The sequence below is a fragment of the Intrasporangium zincisolvens genome (assembly GCF_034724055.1).
Taxonomy (GTDB): domain Bacteria; phylum Actinomycetota; class Actinomycetes; order Actinomycetales; family Dermatophilaceae; genus Monashia; species Monashia zincisolvens.
Genome location: NZ_JAWIIL010000003.1, coordinates 393,893 through 408,640, shown reverse-complemented (window position 1 = coordinate 408,640; position 14,748 = coordinate 393,893). Strand labels below are relative to the sequence as shown.

General features: G+C 67.8%; 15 protein-coding genes. 3 read left to right on the top strand and 12 right to left on the bottom strand.

Translation table 11 applies throughout. From position 1 onward, the window contains the following. Position 1: 1 nt before the first annotated feature. From RY076_RS10395 to RY076_RS10360, 8 genes are all read right to left on the bottom strand, one after another. Positions 2-1,996, bottom strand: a complete 1,995-nt coding sequence (locus tag RY076_RS10395; RefSeq protein WP_323097588.1) for a type II secretion system F family protein — start codon at positions 1,994-1,996, stop codon at positions 2-4. Further along, complete coding sequence (locus RY076_RS10390) at positions 1,993-3,369, bottom strand: CpaF family protein (protein ID WP_323097587.1); 1,377 nt, start codon at positions 3,367-3,369, stop codon at positions 1,993-1,995. The genes RY076_RS10395 and RY076_RS10390 overlap by 4 nt, the downstream gene beginning before the upstream one ends. Continuing rightward, entirely contained in the window at positions 3,366-4,541 is a 1,176-nt protein-coding gene (locus tag RY076_RS10385) for an AAA family ATPase (RefSeq protein ID WP_323097586.1), read from the bottom strand. Before RY076_RS10385 ends, RY076_RS10390 begins: the two co-directional genes overlap by 4 nt. Beyond that, complete coding sequence (gene cpaB, locus RY076_RS10380) at positions 4,538-5,332, bottom strand: Flp pilus assembly protein CpaB (RefSeq protein ID WP_323097585.1); 795 nt, start codon at positions 5,330-5,332, stop codon at positions 4,538-4,540. Before cpaB ends, RY076_RS10385 begins: the two co-directional genes overlap by 4 nt. Positions 5,333-5,376: 44 nt before the next feature. Beyond that, positions 5,377-6,531, bottom strand: coding sequence for a pilus assembly protein TadG-related protein (locus RY076_RS10375; RefSeq protein ID WP_323097584.1), 1,155 nt, complete (start codon positions 6,529-6,531; stop codon positions 5,377-5,379). A 38-nt stretch (positions 6,532-6,569) separates the two neighbouring features. Beyond that, complete coding sequence (locus RY076_RS10370; RefSeq protein WP_323097583.1) at positions 6,570-6,980, bottom strand: TadE/TadG family type IV pilus assembly protein; 411 nt, start codon at positions 6,978-6,980, stop codon at positions 6,570-6,572. A 69-nt stretch (positions 6,981-7,049) separates the two neighbouring features. Further along, positions 7,050-7,220, bottom strand: coding sequence for a Flp family type IVb pilin (locus RY076_RS10365; protein ID WP_323097582.1), 171 nt, complete (start codon positions 7,218-7,220; stop codon positions 7,050-7,052). 123 nt (positions 7,221-7,343) lie between these two features. Then, the gene (locus RY076_RS10360; RefSeq protein WP_323097581.1) at positions 7,344-7,514 is read right to left on the bottom strand and encodes a Flp family type IVb pilin; all 171 of its coding nucleotides are present in this window, start codon (positions 7,512-7,514) and stop codon (positions 7,344-7,346) included. Positions 7,515-7,830: 316 nt separating this feature from the next. On the opposite strand from RY076_RS10360, the gene RY076_RS10355 reads away from it, so the two are divergent. Further along, a complete protein-coding gene (locus RY076_RS10355) occupies positions 7,831-9,105 on the top strand; it encodes a hypothetical protein (protein WP_323097580.1) in 1,275 nt (424 codons plus the stop codon). On the opposite strand, the gene RY076_RS10350 is transcribed toward RY076_RS10355, so the two are convergent. From RY076_RS10350 to RY076_RS10335, 4 genes are all read right to left on the bottom strand, one after another. Beyond that, positions 9,094-10,293, bottom strand: a complete 1,200-nt coding sequence (locus RY076_RS10350; protein ID WP_323097579.1) for an acyltransferase family protein — start codon at positions 10,291-10,293, stop codon at positions 9,094-9,096. The genes RY076_RS10355 and RY076_RS10350 overlap by 12 nt on opposite strands. Before the next feature lie 100 nt (positions 10,294-10,393). Continuing rightward, entirely contained in the window at positions 10,394-10,816 is a 423-nt protein-coding gene (locus RY076_RS10345) for a GtrA family protein (RefSeq protein ID WP_323098261.1), read from the bottom strand. Between the two features lie 89 nt (positions 10,817-10,905). Continuing rightward, positions 10,906-12,126, bottom strand: a complete 1,221-nt coding sequence (locus RY076_RS10340) for a hypothetical protein (RefSeq protein WP_323097578.1) — start codon at positions 12,124-12,126, stop codon at positions 10,906-10,908. A gap of 94 nt (positions 12,127-12,220) precedes the next feature. Beyond that, positions 12,221-12,475, bottom strand: coding sequence for a hypothetical protein (locus RY076_RS10335; protein WP_323097576.1), 255 nt, complete (start codon positions 12,473-12,475; stop codon positions 12,221-12,223). A gap of 397 nt (positions 12,476-12,872) precedes the next feature. Between RY076_RS10335 and nhaA the strand changes: the two genes are divergently transcribed. Then, entirely contained in the window at positions 12,873-14,144 is a 1,272-nt protein-coding gene (gene nhaA / locus RY076_RS10330; RefSeq protein ID WP_323097575.1) for a Na+/H+ antiporter NhaA, read from the top strand. 83 nt (positions 14,145-14,227) lie between these two features. After that, on the top strand, positions 14,228-14,734 hold the full coding sequence (locus RY076_RS10325; RefSeq protein ID WP_323097574.1) for a phage holin family protein: 507 nt from the start codon (positions 14,228-14,230) through the stop codon (positions 14,732-14,734). The last annotated feature ends 14 nt before the right edge of the window (positions 14,735-14,748 follow it).

The following is a 14,748-nucleotide window of genomic DNA, read 5'->3' as shown; positions in this document are numbered from 1 at the left end:
GTCACACCTCGATCTTGACGACGTTGCGCATCCACACGACTCCGATGCCGAGCGAGATGAGCCCGCCGACGAGCATGAAGAGCCCGAGGGTCGTGGTCCACAGCTGGCTGACGTAGCTGTAGTTGACGTTCATCATGTAGAAGAAGATGCAGATGGGCAGCGCGATGAGGATGTAGGCCGACAGCCGCCCCTCGGCCGAGAGGGTCTTGACCTGCCGGTAGAGCGCCTCGCGCTCACGGAGTGTGTTGGCCGTCGTGCGCAGCGTGTCGGCGAGGTTGCCACCGACCTCTCGCTGGATGCGGATCGCCATGACGGTCCAGTGCATCGAGTCACTGTCGAGCCGAAGAGCGACACGCTCCATCGCGTCGGGCAGGTCGGTCCCGATGCGGGTCTCGGCGAGCGCGCGGCTGAACTCCTTGCCGGCTGGCTCGGCCGCGTCGCGCGCGACGGCCTCGAGGGCCTGCGGCAGGCCGAAACCGCTACGGAGACTGGTCGACACGAGCAGGAGGATCCCGGGCAGCTGGGCCTCGAACTTCGCGGCTCGGCGGCTCGCTGCGAACCGCAGGCCGGCCGGCATCACGATGATCCCGAAGACGGCTCCGATGACGAGGCCGAGGATCTTCGCCTCGCCGGCGAGGACGAAGCCGACCGCCGCAGCCACGACGACGGCGACCACGCGAAGAATGAGCCATTCCCCTGCGCGGAAAGGCAGGTCGGCCTTCTCGATGAGCGCCATGGTCTTGCTCGTCGACTTGCGGTCCTTCATGACGCGGTCGCCGATGTCGAGCAGCTGCGCGGTGATGTTGCTCTGTGCGGCCTTCATGTCCTGGCGGGAGTACGTGGTGTCCGTGCCCGCGACGTAGGTCTCGATGGCCGCGACGCGCTGTTCGCGCTTCGTCTGGAGCGTCGGAGTCACAGCGGCACCGATGCCGACCAGCAGGGCCAGCCCGAGCAGGCCCGCGGCGATGAGCGGGGTGCGGTCGCTGTTCGTCACGGTCGCCAGGGAGGCGTCAGTGTTCCCGGCGGCCGCCGCAGGCACACCTGCGCCACTCGGCGCGGGAGCGGGCTTGGCGGGCGTCGCTGCCGGAGCAGTGAAGGTGGCCTGCTTGGCGAAGGTGAAAGGCTGACCACCCGCGGTGCCGGTGATCGTGTAGTCGTGCAGGCCGTCCAGTCCCTTGGGGACGGTGATCGTCACCTGCACCTGCTTGTTGAGCGCCTGGGCTGCGGACTTGAAGGCCGACGCCACCGCCGCGGAGTTGGCCGCGGCGACGACGGAACCGCCACTGGCAGAGGCCAGCTGCTGGAGCGCCGCGCTCGCCTTGGGGTCGTTGGTGTTGAAACGCACGACGTCGACCCGAATGTCAGCGGCCTTGAGCTTGGCGACCGTTGCGGCCAGTGCCTTGGCAGGGTCCTTCGCCATCGTGTCGGCACCGTCGCTGAGCAGCATGATGCTGCGGTCACCGCTCGTGCCGAGCCCGGCGACGGCATCCTGGACGCCCTCGTACAGGCTTGTGGAGCCCCGCGAGGCCAGACCGTTGACGACCCGCTGGGCGCCGCCACGGTCGAGCGTCGGTGGCAGGTCGACGCCGGCGGTGTCGGCGAAGGAGCCGACTCCGACCTTGACGTCGGCCGGCACGGTCGTGAGGTAGGCCTCGGTGGCCTTGCGCACGGTGAGCATGCCGGCGATCCCCATCGAACCGCTCGTGTCGATGAGGATGATGGAGCGACGGTCGCGCTTCGGCGCCTGCTTGATGGTCACCGGGTAGTCGACGCCGTCGATGGTCACCTTGAGGCTCGACGGGTCGACCTGCACGTCCGACTTGCTGCGGATCGTCAGCACGCCGTTCAGCGTCGACGCGCTTCCCTGGCTCGTGCCCGTGACGCTGCTCAGGCCCACGGTGACCGGGTCGTCGGCGCGCGCCCCCGAGGGCAGCGCGAGCAGCCCGGCCGCGGCGGCAGCCAGGACGAGTGCCAGACGACGACGGACGGTGTTCACAGTCCGGTCCGGGCGAACAGCGAGATGGGCAGCTCGACGCCGACGTCGGCGAGGTCCTGCGCGAACTTCGGGCGGATGCCGGTGGGCACGAGGGTGCCGAGGAAGCGGCCGTTCTCGTCGCGCCCGGCGCTGTAGTTGAACGTGAAGATGTCCTGCAGCGTGATGACGTCGGACTCCATGCCGACGACCTCGGAGATCGCGGTGATCTTGCGCGAGCCGTCCTTGAGGCGCGATTGCTGCACGATGAGGTCGACGGCACCGGCGACCTGCTCGCGGATGGCGCGGACGGGCAGGTCGACGCCGGCCATGAGCACCATCGTCTCGAGACGGGAGAGGCTGTCGCGCGGGGTGTTGGCGTGGACGGTGGTGATCGACCCGTCGTGGCCGGTGTTCATGGCCTGGAGCATGTCGAGCGCGGCGCCGTCACGGATCTCACCGACGATGATGCGGTCGGGGCGCATGCGCAGGGTGTTCTTGACGAGCTCGCGGATCGAGATCTGGCCGCGGCCCTCGATGTTGGCCGGGCGCGCCTCGAGGCGCAGGACGTGGTCCTGCTGCAGCTGGAGCTCGGCGGCGTCCTCGATGGTGACGATGCGCTCGTCGTGCGGCAGGAAGGAGCTGATGACGTTGAGCGTCGTCGTCTTACCGGAGCCGGTACCGCCGCTGATGATGATGTTGCGGCGGCCACGGACGCACGCCTCGAGGAAGTCACGCACCATGGGCGTGAACGTGCCGAAGGAGATGAGGTCGCGGTCGTTGAACGGATCGGCAGCGAACTTTCTGATCGTCAGCATGGAGCCGTCGAGGGCGATGGGCGGCACGACGGCGTTGACACGCGAACCGTCGGGCAGGCGGGCGTCGACCATCGGGCTCGACTCGTCGACGCGGCGGCCGACACGTCCGACGATCTTGTCGATGGTGCGCCGCAGGTGCGCTTCGTCCGAGAAGCGCGCCTCTACGGGGAAGAGCTTGCCGTCGCGCTCGATGTAGATGTCGTCCGGGCCGTTGACCATGATCTCGCTGACCTCGGCGTCGCGGAGGTAGGGCTCGAGGGGGCCGTGGCCGAGGATGTCGTCGCTGACGTCCTGGGCGATGCGTGTACGGTCGGAGTGCGACAGCGGCGTCTGCTCGGAGTCGATGACGTCCTGCAGCGTCTGGCGCACCTGAGCGGCGAGCTCGCTCTCGGCCAGGTGCGGGTCATAGAGACGCGGGCCGAGGGAGTCGACGAGCGCGGCGTGCACGCGCTCCTTGACGGTCGCGAACGGGTCGACGTTGCGGCGCTTGGCGGGCGACTCCGCGCCGTAGCCGTTCGCCGAGTGGTCAACGACCTGTGCGGCGCGGGCGCGGTCGAGACGGTCTGCCAGGTTGCTCATCGCTTGCTCCTCAGGATGCTGAAGCTGCCTCGCTTGGCGCCGTTCGTCATCTCTTCGCCGAACCGACGCCGGATCTCGTTGTCGGCGAGGTCACGGATCGCCATCGACACCGGGTTGCGCGGCTCGTCGATGACGAGCGCAACGCCGCGGTTGACCGACGCCGGGACCGTGAGGCTGTTCGGCACGTTGGCCGAGATGGGAGTCTTGAGAGCCGCCTCGACGTCGTCGGGCTTGAGGCCGACCTTCGCGTCCGAACGGTTGAGCACGATCGTGCGGGACTCCTTCGAGGCGCCGAGCGTGTCGAGCGTGTTGATGGCGATGCGGAGGTTCTTCACCGCGGGGATGTCCAGGGTCGCGATGAGGACCGTGAGGTCGCTGACGTCGAAGGACGCGAGAACGTGCTCGGTGAACGACGGCGGCGTGTCGACGAGGACGTAGTCGTAGAGACCGCGGGCGACGCGGAGCAGCTCGACGATGACATGCGAGGGTACGCGGTCGGCGTCGGCCGGATCAGCGGGCGCGGCGATGACGTCGAGGCTGCTCTCCGGGTGCGTCGTGACGACCGACTGGATGCCGGCCTCGTCGAGGTGCCCACTCATCGCAACGACATCCCGGACCGACCCGCGCGGCTGCAGCTGGAGGCTGATCGCGACGTCACCGAACATGAGGTCGAGGTCGACGAGCAGGGTCTTGGCTCCGGTCGAGGCCAGGTACGTCGCGAGGTTCGTCGACATCGTCGTCTTGCCGACGCCACCCTTTGCAGAGAAGACCGTGATGACCTTGCCGTCGCGTCCCCCCACCTGCGTGCTGTGGCCCGAGAGCTGCTGCGTGAGCGACATCGAGCGACGGACGGCTTCGGCGAGGGCCGTCTGGTCGTCCGCCTGGACGACCTCGCGGACGCCGCTGCGCAGCGCCTGCGCCAGCGCCGTCACGTCGAGGCGGTGCCGGAGCAGGATGACGCCGAGCTCGGGCCGGTCGATGCGCTCCCGCTCGGCGAGCTCGCACGCCAGGTCGAGGTCGATGTCGGGCCCGATGACGACGAGGCCGTGGCTGCGGTCCTCCTCGAGGGCGCGGCTGACGCGCGGGCCAGAGGTCAGCAGGAGCGCGTCACCCCCGAGGGCGAACCGGTACGTGTCGACGGCGTTGGGGTCGAAGTCCCACAGGATCGTCATGGCGTCACCGCATCTCTCAACTGGAGGTCGGTGACCTCCTGCTTCGGGTCGATCTGGACATCGGAGCCTCGAAGAGCAGCGTAGAGCGTGCGGTTGTTGATGCCGTGGACGAGCACGGGGGCGTCGGCCGGCTTGATCGCGACGGTGACGAGGAAGTTGCCGCTCGCACCCTGCGCCGTCGGGGACTGACCGTCCTGCGCAGGCTGGGCTGCGGCCCCCGAGAGCGGTGAGTCACCCATACCGATGACCGTGACGTCAGGAAGTAGGAGGCTCGTGCCCTTGATGTCGTTCTCGTTGATGATCTTGGCCTGCGGCGTGTCCGAGAGGTCCTTGATCTTGTACGACTGGTAGATCGCGATGTGCGAACCCGGCGTCACGAACTTGCCGACGCGCTGGGGGTCGGACAGTGCCACCGAGACCGCAAGCATGCCGCTCGGCACCTCGATGGCCTTGGTGCCGGCCGGCTGGGTGCCGAAGCGGGCCGCGAGTAGGTACTCGCCCGCCTGGATGTCGTTCACGGCAAGGAGCGCGTTGTTGTCGGCGTTGATCTCCTGGAGAGCCCCGACCGGAACCGCCTTTGCCGCCACGTTCGTCTGCGCGATGAGCCCCGTGCGCTCGGCGTCCTTGAGCGTCGTGCCGGCGGGGATGAGCTTCTGCGCGACCCAGACCGGCGAGGGGGTCTGCTCCGCCACAGCCCGCGCGTCCGCGTTGCGTGCATAGCTGATGACGAGCGCGCCGCCACCGATGGCCAGGACGACGGCCACGAGAATGACAAGGATGCGACGGTTCATGCTGGATCCCCCAAGGAGTGTGGTGCTCGAAAGATGTGTTGCGGTCAGCCCGCTGGCTTGATGACGGTGATGCCGTAGTTGGGGTTGGTGGGCGTCGGCGGGATGATGTCGCCGGCAGGAATCAGGTCCCTGAGGAACCAGCCCGAGACGCAGCGCTGAGAGCTGGACGTTCCGCACAGGGAGTTGGGCGGGCGCACGCTGTTCTTGCTGGTGTTGGTGAGACGCCAGCCACTGAGGTAGAAGGCTGCGAAACCTGAGATGTGGTAGTAGGTGTTGCTTCCATTGCCGGAGTTGCAGTCGTCGGTGGAGATGGGATCCCGGCCGGGGTTGCTGCTCAACATGCAGTCGAACACGGGCACGTAGACCACGGTTCCCTGGAGCGCGTCGAACGTCGAGGCGCCGCAACCATTCGCACCGGTGTCACCGTGGATCCACGAGTTGTCGGTGACGACGCCACTGCACGGGCCGGTCAGGCCGTCGAGCCAGGCGAACCCACCAGGGGCCGTACCGCCGGGTGACGAGGTGTCGCAGGTCGTGGGGTTGCCCTTGGCGTAGATGCTGTCCTCGTGCGTGGGCCAGTCGGGCCGGGAATCCGTGTCCGAATACCCGGGCGACGCTCCGGATGGGGCGGCGGGGTAGTTCGTCGACCCGGGCCACCCCACCTGGCTGGCCCAGTCGCACTCTGAGATCGCGAGCGGCAGCACCGAGATCTGCGAGGGACCTCCGGGTCCCCACGCAGCGCGAGCGCAAGCCGGAACCGGGCGTGACGTACCGGCGTTGAGTGCGCCGCCGAAGGGCGTGGTCGCCGTGTTGAGCGTCCGCACCTCGACATAGCTCAGCAGTGCTGCGGCCGTGGTGAGCGGCACGCACGACCCGAGGTCACTGCTCGTGCCGGTCGAGGTGCAGGGGTCGAGGGGAACCCCGGCCGAGGTGCCGAGGGCGTTGGTGCACGCGGAGGTGACCGTGGCACCAGAGGAGTTGGACGTCGCCAGTGGGGTGAGCGCAGTCTTGGCGATGCTCGAGGTACCGCAGACGGAGGTGTCCTGCCGGGCACACGCATCAGCCAGCGCGAAGGCCGCCGCGTCTGCGGAGTTCTGCACGGAACGGCGCTGCGAGGTGACCGAGCCGATGTCGGCGCTGATCGCGAGCATCCCGACGACGACCCCCATGGTGCACAGGATGGTGACGATCGTCGCCACTGCCCCACGGTCGCTGCGCGAGCTGTACTGGAGTCGGTTCAGCCACCGCATTGCATGACTCCCGTCGCGCTGATGGTTCCGTTGGCCAGGCTGCCACCGACGATTCGCATCGCCGGACCGAGGACGATCCACTGGAACGGGCGGGAGACCACGACCGTGGCCTTGCTCGAGGCGGCGCTCGTCGCCGGGCAGTAGGTCGGTGTCACGGTGGCGTCGGAGATGCCCGGCAGGGCGGCGGACACGCGCGCGGCGACTTCGGTGGTCGGCGCTGGCGTCGATCCCAACGGGAGCACGACCGCAGTGCGGGCGCCTTCCCGGGCGGCGTTCGACAGCTCGATCTGGGCGTAGAACGCCCGACCGAAGTCGACGATCCCGGCGATCACGAGAAACAGCACGGGGAGGACGATGGCGAACTCAACGGCGGCTGCGCCGCGTTCCCTTCTGGACATGCCAGACCGCCCTCCCCGTGCTGCTCAATGGTTTCCGACCACGGCCCCCCGGCGTGGACGTTGTTCTCGTCAGACCTGGCCGGCGATGTTGTTGAACGTCGTGGACAGGTTGTTGCCCAGAAGCGAGACCGCCGCGATGATGATGACGGCGATCAGGGCAACCATGAGGCCGTACTCGACGGCCGTCGCGCCCCGTTCGCCATTGAGGCGAGCCTGGAGCTTCGATGCAAGCTTCGTCATGTCGTTCGTGATCCTTTGTCCGTAGGGCTCATTGCCAGATGTGCGTGCTGCAGGGCAGCCCGTCCCCCGACGACGAGCCGAACGCGGGCGTCCGCTGGTTACCGCAGACGCCCGCCAGGTCGGTCAGATCTTGCCGGCGACGTTGTTGAACGTCGTGGACAGGTTGTTGCCGAGGAGCGACACGGCGGCGATGATGATGACGGCGATGAGGGCGACCATGAGGCCGTACTCGACGGCGGTCGCGCCCTTGTCGCGGTTGGTCAGCGTCTGGAGCTTGGCAGCAAGCTTCGTCATGATTCGGTTCCTCCCGATTGGTGCAGGGCCACCCGATGTGCCCCCCGCTGCAACAGAGAGTAGGTGCGTGGTAGGGCCGTGTCCTGAAAATGATTGAACTTCCCATCACGGTCATATCCGGGCCCCACGCCGCCGGCGCTGGCAGGGTGTGAGCAGCGGTCGGTTCGGACGGCCGCCAGGACACAGCCGAGGAGTCGCCATGCGTAGGAGTACGACGACTACCTTGCCCGGGGGCGGCCGGGGAGCCAGCCTTGGCGCCGTCGCCTGCGTCGCCTTCATCGTCCTGGTTGGCGCAGCCGTCGCAGCCTGGGGCACTGTGGGTTCCGACGCTTGGTGGCCGGTCGCCTTGGGTGATGACATCCGGGCCGGCGGTGCCGTTCCAGAGGGCGTACCGTTTGCCGCCGCGCCGACACAGGACTGGGTCAACACCACCGTGGTCGGACAGCTCATGTTCTCGCTCATAGGGAGCGCCGGAAGCGCCGGAATGCTTGCGGCACAGTGTTTTTCAGTCATCGTGACGCTCTGTCTCCTCGCGTGGGACACGCTTCGACGTGGGGACTCGCCTCTGCGAACCTGCGTCGTGCTCGCCCTGTTCGTCGTGGGCGCAGCCCCGGCGCTTCTGATCACCCGGATGCAGCTGTTGTCACTCATGCCCTTCGCTCTGCTTCTGGTCTTGTTGCGACGGGAGCACGAAAGCCCCTCTGCCAGAATCTGGCTCGTTCCCCTCCTTCTGGCCGCATGGGCAAACCTGCACGGAGCGGTGCTGATAGGCGTTGCGGTGAGTGGCTGCTACGTCGTGTTCTCCCGGCTGCGTGTCGCGCCTTTTCGCGCCGCCCTCGTCGGAACGGCCTGCCTCCTCGCCACCTGCGCCAACCCCGGACTCCTTCGCGCTCCCTCGTACTACCTCGGGGTGCTCGGCGGCGAGGCCACCTCTGATCCGTCCGGCATGTGGGGCCGTCCCGAGCTCAGCAACCCGTTCGACCTGGTCATGCTGGCCTGCACGCTCGGACTGCTGCTGATGGCCCTTCGTCGACGCGTATCGCTGTGGGAATGGGTGGCCGTCGCCGGGCTCACCGCAGGCACTCTCGTCGCCTCGCGAAACGGCGTCTGGCTCCTGGGGTTCCTCGTCGGGGTCGCCTCCGCTCCAGCGCGCAGTGACGCGGTCGAGCCGACCCCTGCCGCGAACGCAGGCCGAAATGTCGGCCCTGCGCTGGCGATCGGAGCTGCTGCCCTCGTCGCCGGGACCCTGCTCCTTCTTCGAACGCCGTCGCTCCAAGCCAACGACCGCGACGTGATGGACGCTACGGAGGCCGCCGCTGGGCGCGTCGTGCTGGCCCCCGAGCCGCTCTCGGAACGGCTCGCGGCTGCCGGCGCACGGATCTGGGTCAGCAACCCACTCGATGCTTTCCACAGCGTCGACCAGGCGGCCTACCTGGCGTTCCTGCGAGGCGACGGCCAAGCGGCGTCGCGGGCCTTCGCAGCAGCCGATGCCATCATCACCACGACAGCGTCCACCGACCTCGCGCTCTATGGACAGCAGGGCTTTCACACGAGGCGGCACGTGGGTTCGCTGCTCGTCCTAACTCGCTGACGGCCCCTCCACTTCAGGTGTCGACCCGCCGCTCTCGACAGCCTCGGGTCGCAGGCCCATGATCCCACCTCTGGCCCAAGCCCATCCGGGCCACCAGGTGCTGCTCCGGCCAGAGCGCGCCAGTTGCGGCTGCCATGGGGGCGCCGCTCCGGCCTGCGGCGTTGGCTCGTCTGAGACTCGCACGTCATCCGATCCGCGGAGCCAACGCTCGAGCGGCCGCTCGTAGGTGGTGTACACGAGGTAGGACACGCCGATCACTGTCATGGCCACCAGCAGGCATCCCAGCACGGCGCCAAGTGGCGACGGTGACGTGAGCAGCGGTCTGGTCACCGCGATGGCGGCTGGATGAGCCATGTAGATACAGAACGACCACTGCCCAAGGCTCACTGCCGTGCGAGACCGCAGCGGCGAGGGAGCACGGGCCAGGTCGAGGTGGGCGCACGCCACGATCAGCGCGACAAAGCCCGGGACCATGGCCAACGACAGCCCCCACTGGTCCTCCAGTCGGTAGCCGATGAGCACCGGGAGAATCAGGATCCCGAGGTAGGAGATGGCCACCGACGACGACGCCCACCGCACCCGCACTCTTGGCGCGGTGCCTCTCATCACGGCCGTCGCCGCGAGCGCGCCGCAGATGAACTCGACGATGCGAAAAGCCGGGAGATGGAAGAGCCACAGACCCCACTCCGAGCCGCTGGTCTGCAACGCCACACCAGTCGCCCCCGCAAGCACGACGAGTAGCGCCGACATCGCCAAGGGGCCACGTACGCGCATGAGCCACCTGACAAGCAGCGGGAAGACTGCATAGAAGAACAGCTCGCAGGACAACGACCAGGACACACCTGTGAAGGAGCGGGCGACCGCATCATCCGGCGACCACGACTGCACCAGGAGAACGTTCGCCGGCAGGGCGGCCCAGTTCGGCGTTGGGTTGAAGGGAAGCATCGCGACAACGACAAAGAAGAGGTGCACGGGGTAGACGCGTGCGAACCGACGCCGGTAGAAGCGAGTCGCCCTGGCCTCCGAGTCCCACGAGTAGGTCAGAACGAATCCGCTCAACACGAAGAAGAAGGTGACACCGACGTACCCTGCTCGCATCAACTGCCCGAGGAACGGGAGTGGTGAGAGGTACACGGACAGATGGAAGACGACAACGAGCATGGCCGCGACGAACCTCAGGCTCGTCAAGGAGCGAAGGTGCGCCGAATCTGCCTTGCCGTACATGGCCCCCCAGCCCGTCCGACTGCTCGCAACAGGTGCTGCGAGCGGGTTGTGTCCCCGGTCGACTCTAGGGCTGGAGCCCGCTCATTTCAGTCAAATTGGCAGGAATTGCCGGCCCGGGGGAATCGCCGGCCTCTGGGGCGTCTCTGAAGACCGCCGCCGCGCCGAGGAAGCTGACGGGAGCGGTGACGAGGACCGTCAGGCCCGACAAACCTTCCGGCAGCCCAAGGCCATGAGCCAACGTCAGGGCCGCGAACCCGCACATGAAGGCCAGCAGGTTCACGGCGCACACGCCCGCTGCTCGACGCATCGTCAGACGACGCCGAAACACGAACCGACTCGCAGTGACAACGGAAAGTGCCAATCCGGCGGCATATCCGATGCTGTAGGCGAGTCCGACCGGCGCCATCAAGGCCACCAAGCTCGTGACGCCCGCCGTCAGCAGCGTGTTGCCGCCCCCTGCGACAAGAAATCGACCAATGGTCCCCATGGAGATCACGGGCGCCTCCCCCTGACTATGCGTCCTGTCGGCACGGTACGGCTGGGGACGCGCTCCCGTGGCGAAAAATAGACAAATGTCTAGGGAAACGGCTGTTGGCTCGGGTCATGCGGCACCGTGAACACGGTCGTCACCCACACGTACTGCGACGCCAGACCCATCAGCACCACCGCGGCCAGGATCGCCGGCGCGGCCCACCGCACGTTGCGCAGGTAGCTGACCCCCACAGCGGGAAACGGCCACAGGGGCGCTATGGCCAGCATCAGGTACCGAAGAATGCTCGGGCTCGGCCGGCTGGCCAGGATCAGGTACAGCGGGTAGACGACCGCCCAGACCCGGAGCTCTGGCCCCCACAGTCGAGCCCCCGGCCGCAGACCCACCAGTCCCACGAACAGGACGATCGCGATGCCTACGAGGCCGAGAGGGGTCAGATGCACCATGTCACTGAGCCACCCTCCGAGCCCGTTGTGGTTCACCGGCCACGCGGCCTGGGTCTCGAAGAATGCACTGCGGCGGCCCGTCGCGACCCATGCCACCAACGGCCAGAGCCCTACCGTTGCGAAAACCAACGCCGTGGCGACGAGCCCTCCCGTGGGAATGCGAGACCGGGAAAGCTCATGCCTGCTCGAGATCCAGTCGCGCAGCACCATCGTCGCCATCACCAGCCCCAAAGGCAGCGCGATGGGTCGGCTCAACGACAGCACGACAGCCACGGCGACCGCCGCGGCGAGACGTCGACGGCTGACCGCACTGATGAAGACAACGACGAGCAGCAGTGCCAAGCCCTCGGTATACGCCACCTGGAGCACGGGCGCCGTCACGTACGCCATCACGCACGACACCATCGCGCCGGCGCCGAAGCGCCCCATCCGGGGTCGGACGAGGCGGAAGAGCGCCACCATCGCCGCTGCGCCGAAGACGAGGCTGACCACCCAGGCACCATGGGCGAAGTCCAGGCCAGTCAGTGAGAGGACTGCACGGACGATCATCGGATAGGCGGGGTAGAAGGCCCACTCGTTCTGCTGAACGACACCTTTGGCGTCGAGCGGCAGGGCCGTCGGATACCCGTTGGCCGCAATCGATCTGTACCAGTTGGCATCCCAGTTGGTGAGGACACCGAAGTACCCGGGGGACGCCGGTATGGGCTCAGTCACCCCGTAACCCGGAACCGAGCGCTCGAGCGCCACCTGGTGGGCAGAGGCGATAGTCAGGATGGCTGAGCCGATCGCGGTGAACACGAGCCAGATTGCCAGGGGGATGAGCACATCCGGCCAGCCGCTGAGTCGACGGATGCGGGTCACTGGCATACGGCATTATCGGTTCGCCGGCCTGCCCAAGGCGCACAAATCGCCGCATTCTGCCGAGCTCCGCGACGTGAGCCCCCGGGGCGGACGCTCAGGTTGCAGGATGCCTGCCTCCAGTGCGCCGGCGAAACCAGCGCGCGCGGCGGTGCCGATTGTGAGCGGCGAGCATTGCTAGTTGCGCCTCGTGGTCGCGCACCTGCTGGAGCATGGTGCGCGGCGTCGGCGGGGGCCATTTCAGGGCGCGCGGGTCGTTCGTGTCCATGACGAACTCGGTCCACCCGTAGTCGTCTCGGTAGCGGAGCTGGCCGTCACCGACGTAGTACCAGCCTGCAGGCTTCTCATTCATGTGCTCCCCCAAGCCCATGCCGATGGATTCTCTTGCCCCCTGAGCACAAGATAGCGGTCACTTCCACCTATCAGGCCCCATGCCCCAATAGTCCTATTTGCCGCTGTCCCAGGACAATTCGCGAAACGGACAAACCATTCCCAATAGGGCCAGTCCTAAGAGTCGCACCGTGCCATCCTGCGCCACCGCCGAGACCACGACCTGCGACGCTAGGATGACTACCGGTCGCCCGCCGTTGTGAACGACCATGGTGTGCCGGGAAGTCTGGTCGGTGTCTCTCCCTGACGACCCCGGAGGTATCGCCTTGACCAAGGACCGCGAAGCGTCCAACACGCAGAGCGTTCGCACCCCCCTGGGCCGCATCCTCGGCCGAGGCACCTGGCGCGACGCTCGGTATGTGGCGGAAGTGCTGCGGCAGGAGACCGTGGGCGGCGCCATCCTGCTGTCGGCCGCGGTTGCCGCGTTGATCTGGGCGAACTCACCGTGGCGTGAGTCTTACGCGAGCCTGCGCGACACCGTCGTGGGCCCGAGCGCCTTGCACCTGGACCTCAGCCTCGGGTCGTGGGCCGCCGACGGGCTGCTCGCCGTGTTCTTCCTCGTCGCGGGGATCGAGCTCAAACGGGAGTTCGTCGCCGGCGACCTGTCGGAGCGCCGCAAGGCCGCCCTACCGATCGCCGCCGCCGCATGCGGAGTCGCACTCCCCGCCCTGCTCTATGCCGCGTCGGTCCTGCTGGTAGATAGAGGAGCAGCGGACCTTTCCGAGGCACTGAGGGGATGGGCCGTCCCGACGGCGACGGACATCGCCTTCGCCCTCGCCGTCCTGGCCGTGATCGGCACGCACCTTCCGAGCGCCCTGCGCTCGTTCCTGCTGACGCTGGCAGTGGTGGACGACCTCATCGCCATCACCATCATCGCGTTGTTCTACACCGAGTCCGTTCACTTGCTCTGGCTGCTCGCCGCTGCGGCACCGCTGGCATTGTGGCGAATCCTGTTGCGCCGCAACCTGACCAACCCGCTCCTCTTGGCCGTCCCGGCGCTCGTGGCATGGACCTTCGTCCACGCGAGCGGCGTGCACGCGACGGTGGCCGGCGTCCTGCTCGGGCTGCTCGTACCGGTCAGCCGCGAGCGCGAGGAGGACCCGGAGGTCCACACCCTCGCCGAGCGGATGGAGCACCGTCTGCGGCCCTTCTCGGCAGGTTTCGCGGTACCGGTGTTCGCCTTCTTCGCCGCCGGCGTCACCGTCGTCGGAGGTGGTTTGGGCGCGGCCCTGACCGACGCTGCGGCCATCGGCGTCGTAGTTGGCCTCGTGGTGGGCAAGACCGCCGGCGTCCTCGGAGGCACCTGGGCGGTGGCCCGCTTCACCCGCGCCGAGCTGGACCCGGACCTGTCCTGGACCGACGTGCTCGGGCTGTCCGTTCTCGCCGGCGTCGGGTTCACCGTGAGCCTGCTCGTCAGCGAGCTCGCCTTCGGCGCCGGCACGCCCCGCGACGATCACGTCAAGCTCGCCGTCTTGACCGGCAGCCTGCTGGCGGCCCTGATGGCCACGGTCGTGCTGCGACTGCGCAATCGCCACTACCGCCTCGTCGAACTGCGAGAGACCGAGGACCTCGACCGCGACGGCATCCCGGACATCTACGGCCACAGGACCTCGGAGACTCCACCTGCGTGATGGGTACGGGCCCTGGCAGTAGGGTGACAACCGGTAGGCGCGCGTCCCGTGCGCACCCCGAGCGAGAGCGAGGAAGACAGCCGATGAGCACGGACCCGCGGCAGGAGCGGACCCTGGGCCAGCTGGTCGCGTCCGCGACCCAGGACATCTCGGCGCTCATCCGCAGCGAGATCGCCCTGGCCAAGGCCGAGGTGTCGGTCCAGTTCAAGAAGGCCGGTGTCGGTGGAGGCCTGCTCGCAGGCGCCGCGGTCATCCTCTTCTACTCGGTCTACTTCATCTTCACGACGATCGCCGAGGGTCTCGTGGCGCTTGGCCTGCCGCGCTGGCTCAGCTACCTCATCGTCACGGTGTTCATGCTCCTGGTGGCGGGCGTGCTCGGTTACCTCGGCGTGCGCAAGATGCAGACCGTCAAACCTTCGCCCGACAAGGCGATCGCCAACGCCCAGCAGACCGTCGAGGGGGTCAAGGCTGCACTGGCCAACCCCGGCACCGTCGTGCCCGCACCCCGGCCGGAGTGGGACCGCAAGGATCTCCCGGCCGCGCCGGCCGCCCCCTCCTCCCCTGCCGTCGACGCCTCGCGCGACGCCTGACGCCGAACCGCACC

Excerpts from the sequence above, each read along its gene's own strand:
- RY076_RS10385 (WP_323097586.1), bottom strand. The coding sequence starts at position 4,541 with ATGACGATCCTGTGGGACTTCGACCCCAACGCCGTCGACACGTACCGG.
- cpaB (WP_323097585.1), bottom strand. The coding sequence starts at position 5,332 with ATGAACCGTCGCATCCTTGTCATTCTCGTGGCCGTCGTCCTGGCCATC.
- RY076_RS10345 (WP_323098261.1), bottom strand. The coding sequence starts at position 10,816 with ATGGGGACCATTGGTCGATTTCTTGTCGCAGGGGGCGGCAACACGCTG.
- RY076_RS10390 (WP_323097587.1), bottom strand. The coding sequence starts at position 3,369 with ATGAGCAACCTGGCAGACCGTCTCGACCGCGCCCGCGCCGCACAGGTC.
- RY076_RS10370 (WP_323097583.1), bottom strand. The coding sequence starts at position 6,980 with ATGTCCAGAAGGGAACGCGGCGCAGCCGCCGTTGAGTTCGCCATCGTC.
- RY076_RS10325 (WP_323097574.1), top strand. The coding sequence starts at position 14,228 with ATGAGCACGGACCCGCGGCAGGAGCGGACCCTGGGCCAGCTGGTCGCG.
- RY076_RS10360 (WP_323097581.1), bottom strand. The coding sequence starts at position 7,514 with ATGACGAAGCTTGCTGCCAAGCTCCAGACGCTGACCAACCGCGACAAG.
- RY076_RS10335 (WP_323097576.1), bottom strand. The coding sequence starts at position 12,475 with ATGAATGAGAAGCCTGCAGGCTGGTACTACGTCGGTGACGGCCAGCTC.
- RY076_RS10365 (WP_323097582.1), bottom strand. The coding sequence starts at position 7,220 with ATGACGAAGCTTGCATCGAAGCTCCAGGCTCGCCTCAATGGCGAACGG.